The sequence below is a fragment of the Luteibacter sp. NPDC031894 genome (assembly GCF_050273135.1).
Lineage (GTDB): Bacteria > Pseudomonadota > Gammaproteobacteria > Xanthomonadales > Rhodanobacteraceae > Luteibacter.
The window spans coordinates 763526-777149 of sequence record NZ_JBNNMV010000001.1; the positions used below are offsets into that span (position 1 = coordinate 763526).

Annotated in this window: 12 protein-coding genes; 3 read left to right on the forward strand and 9 right to left on the reverse strand. The window is 63.2% G+C overall.

Features of this window, described 5'->3' with window-relative positions; all coding sequences use genetic code 11:
- Positions 1-609: 609 nt before the first annotated feature.
- Both ACQKIE_RS03670 and ACQKIE_RS03675 read right to left on the reverse strand, forming a co-directional pair.
- Complete coding sequence (locus ACQKIE_RS03670; RefSeq protein WP_427455885.1) at positions 610-993, reverse strand: DUF6984 family protein; 384 nt, start codon at positions 991-993, stop codon at positions 610-612.
- Between the two features lie 207 nt (positions 994-1200).
- Positions 1201-1773, reverse strand: a complete 573-nt coding sequence (locus ACQKIE_RS03675; RefSeq protein WP_427456792.1) for a TetR/AcrR family transcriptional regulator — start codon at positions 1771-1773, stop codon at positions 1201-1203.
- A gap of 76 nt (positions 1774-1849) precedes the next feature.
- On the opposite strand from ACQKIE_RS03675, the gene ACQKIE_RS03680 reads away from it, so the two are divergent.
- Together ACQKIE_RS03680 and ACQKIE_RS03685 are read left to right on the forward strand one after the other, a co-directional pair.
- Positions 1850-2599 carry an SDR family oxidoreductase gene (locus tag ACQKIE_RS03680; protein WP_427455887.1) on the forward strand — a complete coding sequence of 250 codons (750 nt, stop codon included), beginning with the start codon at positions 1850-1852 and terminating at the stop codon, positions 2597-2599.
- 225 nt (positions 2600-2824) lie between these two features.
- On the forward strand, positions 2825-3658 hold the full coding sequence (locus ACQKIE_RS03685; protein WP_427455889.1) for a formate/nitrite transporter family protein: 834 nt from the start codon (positions 2825-2827) through the stop codon (positions 3656-3658).
- Positions 3659-3730: 72 nt separating this feature from the next.
- On the opposite strand, the gene ACQKIE_RS03690 is transcribed toward ACQKIE_RS03685, so the two are convergent.
- The 4 genes from ACQKIE_RS03690 to ACQKIE_RS03705 form a co-directional block, all read right to left on the reverse strand.
- Positions 3731-5023: an SGNH/GDSL hydrolase family protein gene (locus ACQKIE_RS03690; RefSeq protein ID WP_427455891.1), complete on the reverse strand. Its 1293-nt coding sequence runs from the start codon at positions 5021-5023 to the stop codon at positions 3731-3733.
- Between the two features lie 37 nt (positions 5024-5060).
- Positions 5061-5582, reverse strand: coding sequence for a hypothetical protein (locus ACQKIE_RS03695; RefSeq protein WP_427455893.1), 522 nt, complete (start codon positions 5580-5582; stop codon positions 5061-5063).
- A 186-nt stretch (positions 5583-5768) separates the two neighbouring features.
- Entirely contained in the window at positions 5769-6269 is a 501-nt protein-coding gene (locus ACQKIE_RS03700) for an SRPBCC family protein (protein ID WP_427455895.1), read from the reverse strand.
- Positions 6247-6609: an ArsR/SmtB family transcription factor gene (locus ACQKIE_RS03705; protein WP_427455897.1), complete on the reverse strand. Its 363-nt coding sequence runs from the start codon at positions 6607-6609 to the stop codon at positions 6247-6249. The genes ACQKIE_RS03700 and ACQKIE_RS03705 overlap by 23 nt, the downstream gene beginning before the upstream one ends.
- Before the next feature lie 131 nt (positions 6610-6740).
- Here ACQKIE_RS03705 and ACQKIE_RS03710 point away from each other — a divergent pair, with 131 nt between their 5' ends.
- On the forward strand, positions 6741-7964 hold the full coding sequence (locus ACQKIE_RS03710) for a PQQ-dependent sugar dehydrogenase (protein WP_427455899.1): 1224 nt from the start codon (positions 6741-6743) through the stop codon (positions 7962-7964).
- 53 nt (positions 7965-8017) lie between these two features.
- Here ACQKIE_RS03710 and ACQKIE_RS03715 read toward each other — a convergent pair whose 3' ends face one another.
- The 3 genes from ACQKIE_RS03715 to ACQKIE_RS03725 all read right to left on the reverse strand — a co-directional run bounded on the left by ACQKIE_RS03715 (position 8018) and on the right by ACQKIE_RS03725 (position 13603).
- Positions 8018-9238, reverse strand: a complete 1221-nt coding sequence (locus tag ACQKIE_RS03715) for a hypothetical protein (RefSeq protein ID WP_427455901.1) — start codon at positions 9236-9238, stop codon at positions 8018-8020.
- Between the two features lie 158 nt (positions 9239-9396).
- The gene (locus ACQKIE_RS03720) at positions 9397-10992 is read right to left on the reverse strand and encodes a tryptophan halogenase family protein (RefSeq protein ID WP_427455903.1); all 1596 of its coding nucleotides are present in this window, start codon (positions 10990-10992) and stop codon (positions 9397-9399) included.
- Between the two features lie 172 nt (positions 10993-11164).
- Positions 11165-13603, reverse strand: a complete 2439-nt coding sequence (locus tag ACQKIE_RS03725) for a TonB-dependent receptor (RefSeq protein ID WP_427455905.1) — start codon at positions 13601-13603, stop codon at positions 11165-11167.
- Positions 13604-13624 lie beyond the last annotated feature (21 nt).

Genomic DNA, 13624 nt, shown 5'->3' on the forward strand with positions numbered 1-13624 from the left:
TTCGTCGCGGCTACCAAAGCTTTCTGCGCTGCCAGTAGTGCCGCAGGGAGTCCGTCCATCCTGGCCAACTGCTCCTCGAGCGTCTTACCGCGAGCCCCCCGTTCTGCGGCGATCTGCTCCGCAGAACGCGCGGAAGCGAGGGCGGCCTGCAGCGTCATACTTGACATCAGTAACCATAAGCGGATTCTTAATCGCATCAACGATCGAAGCAGGCTTCACCGAGCGCTCAGCTGATCTCACGATCGCATGATCCGCAATGCTTCGAATGACCAATGAGCTTTCTTTCCACGTTCCCCAAGGCATTATCGCGGAAGAAGTTGTAGGGTGTCGGTCCCACGGTGCATCCCGAAGCAACGCAAGCCTGTCCCAGCCGGTGAACACTTCGCCCCCTTCTGTTACCAAACCCGAAGTTGTACCCTTCGTCGCGCCTGCAGCCTGTGCTTCAGTTGAGGCCCGCCGAGCAGCCGCAGTCGCGATCTTTGCTGCCTCCTCGCCACCGACTTTAGCCGTAAGCGCCGCAGCGACCCGGATCGCTGCTCCTCCACTGATTGCATTGGCTCTTCACTAGAACCACTAAGATGCCGCACTCCCCAGTTTCACAAGTGAGATCTACGACCTAGAAGGCGGCGCCTTATATACCGGGAACATGGGGAGCCTAATCAATGGGGTATCATCGACCTTCCAGATCTCAACCTCATAAGGAATCTGATGCCTGTCGACGAAAAGAGAGGCGAGGACGTGCACATTGTCTTCATCCAAGAAGTCTAAGTCAGAAGCAAGCTGATCGTAATCTCGCTCGGCATCTCGTAAAATCCTAAAGCTACTCCTGCCTGGTCCAATTGCTTCGATCTTGAGCTGATCTAACCACTCAGCGTCGGGAGACGGCAACGAAGCCTTCGCGATTAGATATAGAAGTAGCGACCGCTCTTCTGGGCTGAGAACTCTCATGGGCAATTTACCTCGTCGTGATTCGGCCAACATTAATTGGTCCATCTGACAGCCGATAAGCGGAGTAGGTTATCTCACGTCCGTCGACATTAAGTACCCTGTTGATCGACTTATCGCCATCAGAAACTATTGCGCTTCACCCTCATGCCTCGACCCACTAGCCGGAACGCGTCGTAGTCGTTGAGGAGGTCATTCTGCTTCGACCCGCCACAGAGCTTCCCCGCGCGCGGCGCTACAAGCCGCTTCGCCGTTTCAGCGCGTCCTGATACCGTCGAGGAACAGGTCGACCAGGCGCGTGACCCGAGACTTCACCGGACCGCCCTGCTCCACCGCCAGGGAGATCGCCGTGATGACGCAAAGCAGGTCGTCGAATGAAACGTTTTTCGCGACAGCCTCGGCTTTCTGCGCGCGCTGCAGCAACCGCTTCCCTTCCTCGCGCCCCGCGTTGCATCCGGTGGTGTGACTTTTGAGCACCGTGCCGAACTGCACGGCGAGTCCCTGGTAATGGCTCGCATGCGTCGCGAGTTCGACCATGAATGCACGAAACGACGTCGCGGGGTCCAGCACGCCGTCGCGTGTCCGACTGTTGGCTGCGAGCGCTAGCAACCGCTCATCGCAGAGCGCGCCGAGCAAAGCATCGCGCGTGGGGAATCTGCGGTAAAGCGTACCGATGCCAACTTTTGCGCGTTTCGCGACGTCTTCGAGTGATGCGTCGGCACCGCGTTCGGAAAACACCTCGTCCGCCGCCGCGAGGATGCGCTCGCGATTTCGCGCCGCGTCGGCGCGTAGCGGCGTCTCGTCGATGGCCTGGGATGCTTTGGTCATGGGAGTCTCGGTTGCAAAGCGGATGATGCCTCCATATAGTAAACGGAGCAATCCTCCACTTAAGCGAAGGGCACTCATGAGCAAGCGTTTCGAAGGCAAGATCGTGGCCATCACCGGTGGCAGCGAAGGCATTGGCCTCGCCACGGCGAAGGCATTCATCGCAGAAGGCGCCCTCGTGTATATCACCGGCCGCCGGCAGGACCGGCTGGATGCAGCGGTCGCGGAGCTTGGCGACGCCGCCGTGGGCATTTCAGGTGATGTGGCTAACTCGGGCGACCTCGATCGCCTCTACGACCGTATCCGCGAGGATCACGGCAAGCTGGACGTGCTTTTCGCGAACGCGGGCACGGCGGACTCTAACGCGCTTCCCTTGGACGACATCACCGAGCTGGACTTCGATCGGATCTTCGGCGTGAACGTCCGTGGCCTGCTCTTCTCCGTCCAGAAGGCGCTCCCGTTGCTAGCTCCGGGCAGCGCGGTAGTCCTCAACGGGTCCGTCGCGGGAGCCAAGGGTTTTCCGGGGCAGTCGCTCTACAACGCCACCAAGGCGGCGGTTCGCTCGTTCGCCCGCAGCTGGACAGCCGACCTGAAAGACCGTGGCATTCGCGTCAATGTCGTTGCGCCAGGCGGTACCGACACGCAGCTGATGCGCGGCTACCTCGACACCCGGCCCGGTGCCGCGGACATGCTAAACCAGCTCGTGCCGCTCGGCCGCCTAGGCCACACCGAAGAAGTTGCGGACGCGGTTCTCTTCATCGCCTCGAGCCAGAGCAGCTACATCGCGGGCGCCGAGCTAGTCGTCGATGGCGGCCTCGTCGCCATCTGATCCTGCCGCGTCACGCCGCACCGACGCGCGCTTGTCGAAAAGACGTTTCAGCCGCGAGGCCCAGGGGCCTCACATAGATCACGCTGCTATTTCGCAGACCGGTCATTTATTCCGGCGTATAGAGGAGGACGGCACGAATAGTGTCACCTGCCAGTCGATGGCGGCTTGATGGCCTCCGATGGCCAGCCGCCGCAATAAGCTCCTACCCAGGCCGAGGAACACGCAGTGTCCGACGAGCGTGAAGACCGCGAACAAGACATCGACATGTCCGACCAGGAGCGGGATGCGGTTACCGACCGTTTGGCCGCGAGCGCGCGAGTCATCCATGAGGTCGTCCGCCGCCGCGGGGACGAGGAACTGGAGCGCCCGACGGGTTCGTTGATCTGGTCCGGGCTGGCGGGAGGTGTCGCGATCAGCACGTCGGTGCTCGGGCAGGCGCTGCTCGAAAGCAGGTTGCCGCAAGCCACTTGGTCACCGCTGGTGGCGAGCATCGGCTACACCGTTGGCTTCGTCATCGTCATCCTCGGCAACCTCCAGCTTTTCACCGAAAGCACGCTGTCGGCGGTCCTCCCGGTCGCTACGCATCCCAGTTTCGGCAATCTCGGACGATTGCTGCGGTTATGGAGCCTCGTGTTCATCGCGAACATGGTGGGCACGTTCTTCATCGCCGGGCTCAACAACTATGGGGTGATCGGCTCGCCGGAGCAGCGCGATGCGATGCTAGCGCTTTCGCGCAAGCTGCTGGAACACCCGTGGTTCGACATGGTGAAAGTCGCGATCCCTGCCGGATTCCTGATAGCGGCGGTGCCGTGGGTGCTCCCGTCGTCTCGCGGGCAGCAGTTCCTCGTGGTGATCTTCCTTACATACTTCATCGCATTGGGCGACTTCGCGCATGTCGTCGCCGGATCAGGCGAAGCGTGGCTGCTGGCGTTCGCCGGTGAGACGACGTTTGCCCACAGTGCCTTCGGTATCATCCTCCCTGCTCTGCTCGGGAACGTCATTGGCGGAACCGGACTGTTTGCGCTGCTCGCGCACGCGCAAGTCCAGCAGGAGCTTTGAACGCGCTCCCGCTTGGCAACGGGTCAAGCGGTCGTGTGACTCTTCTTCAATCGAGTGCGCATTGCCCAAACCTCATTCGAACAACGAAAGATCAACCGCATCCCCCATCGCCCTATACCCCGCGGCCCCCGGATGCAGCCCATCCTCCGATCCAAACTCCGCGCGCATGTTCACCGGATTGGCAGGATCCCGAGCGACCAGGTCGAAATCGATCACGCCATCCGCCTCACGCGACGTCCGAATCCAACGGTTAACGGCCTGCCGCGTACGCTCATTGCCCGCCGAATAATGCGTCATGGACGCGCCGAACGGGGTGATCGTCCCCATGATGACCTTGACTCCGCGCGCATGGGCGCGGGCGATGATCTGTCGATAACCGGCGATCAGGTCCTCCGGCGTCACCGCGGGGCTATCCCCGAAGACCGTATGCCCCGACATGCCGATATCGTTCGTGCCCTCGAGGACAACGAGGTGCGAGAGTCCATCGATCCGCAGGACGTCGCGATCAAGCCGAGCCAGCGCAGACGGTCCCCATCCGGAGCCCAGGACACGATTGCCACCGATGCCGCCATTCACGACGGCATAGTCACCACCACTCCGACGGGCGGCGAGCCTTTTCGCCAACTCCTCCGGCCAGCTGTGTAATTCCGCGGGCGCCTGCCGATTGCCGTCGGTAATGGAATCACCAAGCGTAGCGATGACCTTCCGGGAACTCGGCGACAGCACGGCGACACCCGTGACCGCCGGCCTGCCCTGCATCGGCGTTCCGCCGGCAAGTTCGCTTTTCATCGTCTGGTCTCCGGCCGCCACCACGACGGCGCCGCCTCCCAAGGGGTCAAGTTTGAATGACCCGGCGGCATAGGTGCTGACGATCAGTTCGGTGCCCGATGTAATCGGGAGCGCGATGGGATCGCTCAGGATCGGAGCGCCCGCGGGTACGGTGACACTGCGATGGCCGCCAAAGGTGACGGGTTTGAGTGTGCCGGCTTTGGACACATACCCATCGCCGGCGAGCCCGACGGTTGCGGCGGAAAGGACCAAAGGCTCCGTCCCCTCCTCGTTCGACACGCGAATGCGGATCTGCGGCCCGCCTGCCGACACGGCAAGGCGAACGCGCTGGGTGCCGCTCGCGGTTTGCGGCCTCATCTGCTCGACCGCCGCGGGAGGTAACTTGAACTTCTCCACCAGCATCTTTACGAATGCCGGTGCCAGCGGGTCGTAGTGCGCGGGACTGGACTGAAAGGCCTCGCGCCAAACCTGGTTTCCCGTACGCGGTTCCGATGCCTGAGCCGTGGCTCCAAGCGCGCCTGTCACCGTAAGGACAAGCCCGACAAATCCAGCTTTCGAAAGAAGCTTTGTTGCCACATGATTCTCCCTCACCTGGGCACGGAGTCGTTTCTGGTCAGCCGCCGTACTGCTTCGGAATCGGCAGATCCGGCTTCTCGCCCTGCCAGTAGATCGTCACCACCCACCAGCGTTTGCCGTCGAATAAAAGCTGGAAGCTGTTGATGCCGCGCTGGAACGGCTTGCCGTCCTTCTCATGGCGCGACTCGTACGTGCTGAACACCTGTGCGATGTTCCCAAAGCGATCTTCCGTACGATGTGCCTCGCGTTCGAAGAACCCGTCTTTTTTCAGCAAGGGGTCGCCGAGCCGGATGTAGTCGTCCACGCTCATCACATGCGCGGTGGTGAGGCCGTCCTTCCCCATATGCGCGGAAATCAGGCGTGCCCCCGGGACGAACAGCGATCGCATGCGATTCCAGTCGCGCTCCTGTCCTTTCGGACCTGAGATCACGTCGTAGACCGCTTCAATGATCGCGCCCATCGAAGCGACATCCGAGGGGCGGGCCGCGGGTGCTTCCGTCGTGCTCGTAGCGACTTGAGCCGTGGCGGGAGCATTCTGCGCAGCGGCCTGCTGCGCCAAGATACCTGCGAAAACGAACGCGCAAAGCAACGTCGAGTTACGGAGCCATTGAGTTTCCACAGCGCCCTCTCCCCTGTCAGCGGCATGCTCAAGGCTGCACGATAGGGAGCCGCGCGAACGTCGGCAAGTGCAGCTTGGCCCCCGGCCGACGGCCAGGAGCCACTCCCCTACCCCAGTGCCGCTGCCTTATCGTCCGCCTGCGAGCAGCTCATCCAACTGCGCAAACTGCTCCGGCAGGCCTTCCGCCGAACCGGCGAGCGCTTCGTCGAGGGCGGCTGCCGTTGGGTAGATTTCGTGGAGCGTGACCAGCGTCTTCGCGCCGTCTTCGTCGAACGTCACGGTGGTCATGGCGCCCTGGTCACTCTCTTCATTCGTCCAAACCAGGCGCTTGTTCGGCGTGACTTCCTTGTACGTACCGAAGAAGGCCATCGGGTGATCGAATGCCGGATGGCGGAACACGAGGCGATACGTACCGCCGGTCCGAATATCCATGTCGCACGAAACCAGCGACATGCCCGCCGACTTCGGTACCCACCAGCTCTTGAACAAGTCGGGCTTGCTCCAGGCCTCATAGACGATATGCACCGGTGCGTCGAATGTGCGCGTCACGACGAGTTCGCGGTCGGACTTGCGTTTCACGGCGGTTTGGTTCGTGGCGGCGGCACTACTTTCGCTTGCTGTGGACATCTGCCTTCTCCTTGCGCTTCAGGTGTTCGACAAGCTCGTCCAGCGCGTCAAAGCGCGCGCTCCAGAGCTGGCGGTGTTGCTCGATCCAGGCGGCTTCTTCTTCCAGTTGGCGCGGTCCGAGCTTGCAGGTCCTTACGCGCCCGACCTTCTCCGTGGTCACAAGGCCCGCCTGCTCCAAGACGCTGACGTGCTTCTTCATGCCCGTGAGGGTCATGTGGAACCGTTCCGCAAGATCGCTGATCGAGGCCTGTGAACCTCCGAGTTGTTCCAGCACCCCGCGTCGGGTGACGTCCGAGAGCGCGGCGAAGGTGGCGTCGAGGCGGGCTTGATAGTGAACCATGTGGTTCACTGTAAGTCAGGGCGGATGGCTTGGCAAGCGTCGGCCCGCAGGGCTTAAAGAAACCGTCACACCCCAAGCGCATTCGGAACATTTAGGATCGTCCGGGTCACTCGGACGCAGGGAACCAATACATGAAGAAGCTGGTAACCGGGCTCTTGCTTGGGGCCGCGCTGACAAGCGCCGCTCATGCACAGACCAATGCAGGCGATCAGAAATCGGAATCCGACCTTCCCTTCAACATCACAAGGGTAGCCAGCTTCGATATTCCCTGGCGCGTGGCGTTCTTGCCCGATGGCCGCATGCTGGTGACCGAAAAGGTCGGCCGGGTGCAACTGGTCACGCCGGAGGGGGCCAAGACTGAGCTCAAGGGCGTGCCGCCCAGTTATTTCGAAGGCCAGAACGGCATGCTGGGTGTGTTCCTTTCGCCCCACTACGCCCGTGACCACTTCGTCTACCTCACTTACGTGGCACCCGGTGACTATGGCGGCGGCTTGGCCATGGGGCGCGGCAAGCTCGTACTGGATGGCGATCAGGCCAGACTGGACGACTTCCAGGTACTGTGGCGCCAGATGCCCACGGGCAAGGGCGGCCAGGCCGGTGCGCAGATCGCGTTCTCACCGGATGGCAAATACCTCTTCCTCACGGTCGGCGACCGCCAGCGCTTCACGCCCGCACAGGACCCCGATCAGCCAGAGGGCAAGATCCTGCGGTTGACGCTCGACGGCAAGCCCGCGCCGGGCAATCCATGGGCAGGAAAAGTCGGTGCCCGCACCATTCCGCTGATCGATCCGCCGGCCAATACCGAAGCAGCCAAAACGGCACCGGTCGTCAGCACGTATACGTTCCCCGGCTCCAACCTCACGCCGGCCGAGACCTGGTCCACCGGCCATCGCACGCCTTACGGCCTCGCCTTCGGGCCCGACGGCCGGCTGTGGGAGGTCGAGCACGGTCCTCGCGGTGGCGACGAACTGAACCTGATCCAGCGCGGCAAGAATTACGGTTGGCCCCTGGTCTCGTATGGCGTCAATTACGACGGCGTGCCCATCCCCAGCGCCGATACGCGGGCCGATCTCGTCAAGCCGGTGATCTATTGGGTGCCGGTGATCGCGCCAGGCAACCTCATGTTCTACAAGGGCAGCCTGTTTCCACACTGGAAGGGCAGCGCCTTGATCAGCGGCCTCGTCAGCATGGGGATCACCCGTGTCACGTTCGACGGCAAGGGCGGCGCCACCGCGGTCCAGCATTGGAACCTCGGCAAACGCGTGCGCGACATCGAGGAAGGGCCGGACGGTTCGCTCTGGTTACTCGAAGACGCCCAGCCTGGTGGGCTGTACCACCTCACGCCTAAGGCCTGAGGCGCCGGCGTCGCGGACGAACACGATACTCGACCTGAGGCGCATCGCGCGCCTCAGGCTGAGGACCCTTCCCGTGCCACTAACGCAGCATCGCGTGTACGCGCGATACGTTTCAGCAGTAACGATCGGAGCACATGCAAGGCGGGTCGCGGATCGCTCAACCGGAAGACGTGCAGGTCCGCCCTCGCCCACTGCATCGCCAAGCGAAAGACGCTGCCGATGTCGTGCTTCGACGTCCGTCCGACGCTGGAAAGGTCGTGGTAGAGGTCAACGCATAACTTGTCGGGTGGATAGCTTCGTGAGCCCATGAATACCCGCTCGCCCAGCGCATCCTGCCAGGCCATCTCGCACACGTTCACGCCGTGGCGGGCAGCGAACTCGACATAGGTCCAGGCGCGCGTGTTCACTTCGATGATCTTGAACTGGCCGTCGCGGGGATCGCGCTTGAACTCGGCGCTGAAAATGCCCCGGTAACCAACGCTGTCGAGCAGGACGCGCACGTGCCCCACGGCCTCCTCCATCCGAGCCAACGGCACAGAGCACGAGCAGGAACTGTTTCCGAAGTCGGGCGGCGACATGCGCATCCGCTGGCGGGTAAACAGGCCCGGATAGGTGCCTCTGGCGTCGCGGAATCCGTCCACGAAGAAGTGCTCGGTCGCGGGTCCGGGGATGTACTCCTGGGCCATGAGCGAAAAACCCTGGGCATGCAGCCGGGCCCATGTGTCCCTCAGCTCGTCCCGAGTACGTACCCAGACGCCCTTCACACCGACGACGTCGCTGAATCGCTGCGAGTTCACGGGCTTGATGAAGACGCGCTCGAGCATTTCCATGGGAACGGCTTCGACCTCGTCGAGCGATCCCAGGTGGAACGTGAGAGGGTGTGGAATATCCAAATTATCGAGATGCCGGGCAAAGTCGGCCTTGTCCTGCAGGAGCGCCTGGATGGCGCCACTCGCGGTGGATACCCGGAATCGTTCCTTGAGGTCGGGTGGCAGGTTGGACAGCCACATCGCGGCATCGTCAGCGCCGGCGATCACTACCGCACGTTCCAGCGGCATCGCCCGCAGCGCCTCTTCGGCTGAAGGCCCCGGCCGGCCGTCCCATGGTGCTCCCGGGACAGGCCGATACCAGCGCGATCGCGTGGTGAGGTCGCCAGGCGGGCACGCCACATAGGCGGGGATCCCGGCCATCGTCAAGGCACGCAGGATCCCGAGTGCCGTGGGCCCTTGGCCCATGACGATGACCGGCACACGGCCGGCGTCGACGACGTTCATGGATCCCCCCGGTGCGCCACCCTGCTTGGTAACGGGTCCATTACATCCCAACAGCCCGCAAGGGGGCAGTCGACCGCATGGCCTATCCTGCCACGCTTGCTCTTAGCCCTATCGGCATACCCGATGACGGGATCGACCAGGGTCGCTCCTGTTACCGCTCAACTGGCCGCGGTAGCCGGGATATTCGCACCGGGGCGACCGCGTTGCGCATGCTCCCGACACAGCTGCTCAACCAGCGCCCGATGGTCCGGAAGGTCGTCAAGCGCGCGAGCGGCCGCCTGCTGGATCATGGCGAACTCGCGACGCGCTTCTTCCACGTGCGGGTAGGCGCTGCGCATCGGCTCGAGGTCGGTACGGAACTCCATCCCATACAGCACGTACTGCCAGCTGGAGGTCATGAACATCTCCAGGTCACTGACGAAATCGAGCCGGTGCGGGGGCCGCTGCTTCCACTTCTCGAGCTTTTCCTGAAGGCTCTGCGGGATGCTGGCGACGTCGGCGTTGTCGGCCCAGAACGAGGAATCCCGCCGTTGGCTCAGGCAATAGTGCATCTTGATGAAGTCGATGATGCGGTCGTAGCGGGCCACCATCATGTCGTTGAAATGACGCGCGGCGCTTTCCATCCCGTCGGTGTCGCCGGGCAGCAGGTGCGTGAGGAGGTAGGTCGCCAGCTCGATCAGCGCGATGCCGGTGGACTCCAGAGGCTCGACGAAGCCGCCGGCCAGACCCACCGCCACACAGTTCTTGCGCCAGTGCTCGGGGCGGTAGCCCGTCTCGAACTTGATGTGCATGGCCTTCAGGCCTTCGCCGGCACGTCCCACGTAGCGCCGGAAGACCTCCTCGGCGCGATCGTCGGCGGTGTGCCGTGACGAGTACACGTAGCCGACACCCCGCCGCTTCTGCAGACCGATGTCCCAGATCCAGCCTGCCTCCTGGGCAGTGGAGATGGTGTACGAGGGAATCGGTGCATCGGGGGCGTCGTACGGCACCTGCAACGCTACGGCGCGATCGGCGAACAGCACGTCCGCACGACTGCGTAAGGGAGACTGCATCGCGTTGCCGATCAACATGCCGCGCAGGCCGGTGCAGTCCACGTAGAGATCCGCGGTAAGGTCGCCCTCCTCCTTCGTCACCACGCGCGAGATCGCGCCATGTTCGTCGAGTTCGGTGCGCTCTACCGTCGCGACGTGGCGAACCACGCCGAGCGCCTCCTGGCCGTGCTCGGCGAGCACGCGTGCGAAGCAGGCGGCGTCGAAGTGGAAGGCGTGGTTCATCGGCCCCTGGTAGTCCGCATCCCTGGCGCGCCTGGGCGCCCTGAAGTGATCGACCAGCGTGCTCTGCATCGACACGGCGTCGGCGAACGGCATGCCCGCCGGGGCGGCGCCAAGGAGCCAGTACGGCAACAGCTCCGGCCCACCCGGACGCTGGCTGGGCGCGTTGAACGGATGAAAGAAATGATCGGCGCCGGGCGTGCCTGGCGGACGCACCCAATGGCGATAGTGGATGCCCTGCTTGTACGTCGCGGTGGCGCCCACCAGGAAGCGACGCTCATCCAGACCAATGGCCGACAGCGTGCCGCGGATGGATGGGAACGTGGCCTCGCCCACGCCAAGCAGCCCGATATCCGGTGACTCCACCAGATGGACTTGCACGCTGCGCGGATCGACTGCGTTGACCGCCTTGGCCAGGTAGCACGCCGCGAGCCAGCCGGCGGTGCCGCCGCCCACGATCAACACTTTCTTCAGCTGCGCCATGGTGTGTCCCCGGCGGTGATGCACGATGGAAAGAAAGAAACGCCGGGCCGCCTGACGCGGACCCGGCAAAAAAGCCATTCACGGGGAGAAGAGGCGACGCCCTTACGAGCGTCGCCGGCAGAACGGCAAAGGTCAGGCGGCTCGCGCATCATGGCGGCCGCCATGCATCACGTCAGAACCAGACACCGACTTGCACGCCATAGGTACGCGGCGCCAGGTACTGCGACACGTATTGCAGCGAGCCGTCGGACATCTGGAAACGCCCGGCGCTGGTGCGGGTCTTCTCATCGGACACGTTCTGCACGTATGCGTTGACCCACCACTTGTCGCCCGGCTCGCTGTAACGCAGCGACAGGTCGCCACGCGTGTATGCCTTCTGGCGGTCGCCGGCACCGAGATTGAAGTAGCTCAGCCATTGCGAGCTCTGGTACTGCGCGCTGACGCGCGGCGTGAGTCGTCCGCCGTTGGCAAGGTGGAACGTGTGTTCGTAAATGCCGGTGAGCGATACATTCGGCGCATGCGGCAGATCGTTGCCCGTGACGTTCATGCAGTTGGCGAGGTTCGACTCCGGCGGGCATGCCGGCAGGCCCTGGTAGTCGTTGGAGCCGGCGTAGACCAGCCTTCCGAGCTCCTTCTTCGGGATGGCCGAGAAGATCAGGTTGAAGCGATCGTCCTGCTGCTGGTACGCCAGTTCCGTCTCGAAGCCGAGCACCTTGGTGCTGCCGCCCACGTTGGAGAAGCCCAGGCCGTGGTTGCCGTCCGGATACACGATGGGCGCGGACAGCTGGAAGTTCTTGAAGTCTTCGTAATAGATGGCCGAGTTCCACGTCATGTGGCCATCGAGGAAGGTGAACTTGCTGCCGACCTCATAGTTGGTCAGCGTCTCGGGCTTGTACAGCGTGCCAGCGTCCTGCGTGCCGCCCGACTTGTAGCCGGTGGATACGCTGGCGTAGAGCAAGCCGTTCTCGCTGACGTCGGTATCCAGGCGGACCAACCAGGTCGGCTTGCTCTTGCTGTACTTCGCGGTGTTCCGCTGCGAGATGGCGAAGCCGTTCGAGGGATCCGGGTACACGTCCGGGGAGATGGGCACCTGCGGCACGGCCGGATCATAGTTCCAACCCCAGTTGATGCCGCCCTTGTTCTCCTTCTCGTCATGCGACCAGCGCGCACCGCCGGTGAGGCGCCAATGGTCGCTGAGGTGCCAGGTGGCCTGGCCGAACAGCGCGTACGACTCCACCGTTTCCTTCGGCTGGATGAAGGAACCCTGCCAGCTCACGGTGCCGTAGCGCGTGCCGTTCATGATCGGGATGTCGAAGCGGATCGAATTGTCTTCGTAGCCGTAGTACGCGCCGAGGATCCAGTCCACCGTCTGCGGCCCGGTGGACTTCAGGTTCACTTCCTGGCTCCAGCTCTTGTACTTGGAGTCGTTGGTGCGATCGTCCTGGTAGACGCCGTTGGTCGTGAAGCTGGTGGGCACGCTGACGCCGACGTCCTGATCGAAATCGCTCTCGCCGGAGTACTTGTTGTAACCGGCGATGTAGCTGAACTGCACGCCGTCGCTGATGTTCCAGTCCATGCGGCTGCGCACCGTATGGGACGTGCGGTCGAGGTACGGTGCGGTGTCGATCAGCGCGGACCAGAAGTCTTGTCCCTGCCGCGGCGTCTGCATCAGGCTGAGGCTGGGCGTCCCGCGATCGCGGAAATACTCGTACGACAGGTTCCACGTGAACGCATCGCTGGGCTGCCACAACGCACTGACACGCGCGGCGGACTGGTCCTGTGAGTTGTACTTGTCGCCGCCCTGCACATACTGGCCGGGATCGATCGGCCTGAAATTGGCCAGCGAGCCGCCGGAGATGGGAGACGCGAGATAGGCCTGTTGCTGCTGCGCCACCGAGGGCAGTTGGCCCGACGGCTTCTGGTAGTCGACGTAGCCATCGTGCTGCTGGTTCACCGCGGCGACGCGCATCGCAAAGGTGTCGCTGATGGGCAGGTTGAAGGCGGCGCGCGCGCCGGTCTGGTTGAAATTGCCCGCTTCGACCTGCGCGTTGCCGTAGAAGCCCGCGCCGATATCCGGCTTGGCCGTCTGGAAGCTGATGGCGCCGGCGGTGGAGTTACGGCCCCAGAGGGTGCCCTGTGGGCCGCGCAACGTTTCGACGCCTTCCATGTCCAGCAACAGTCCCGACGCGGCCTCGGCGCGCGGCGCATAGACGCCGTCGACGAAGGTGGCGACCTCAGGATCGGCGTACTCGGTCTTGGCGCTGTCGTTGCCGATACCGCGCAGGGTGAGCGTCACGACACCATGATCGCCCTGCGACGTCCCCTGCAGGCCCGGCACCAGCTTGGTCAGGTCCTGCACCGTCATGACGCGCTCCCTGTCGAGCGTGTCGACGGTAATCGCCGTGACCGCCACCGGGGTTTTCTGGAGCGGCGTCTCGCGCTTCGTCGCGGTAACCGAGACGGCATCCAGGTTCTGGATCTTCTTCTCGGGGGACCCCGGATTCTTGGACGGCGTGCTTTGCGCCGTGGCGTCCTGGTCCGCCGCATACAGGGTGCCCGGGGCGATCACCAGCGATATGGCGACGTACAACAACTTGCGATGCAGATTCATCTGACTCTCCCCATCAATCGT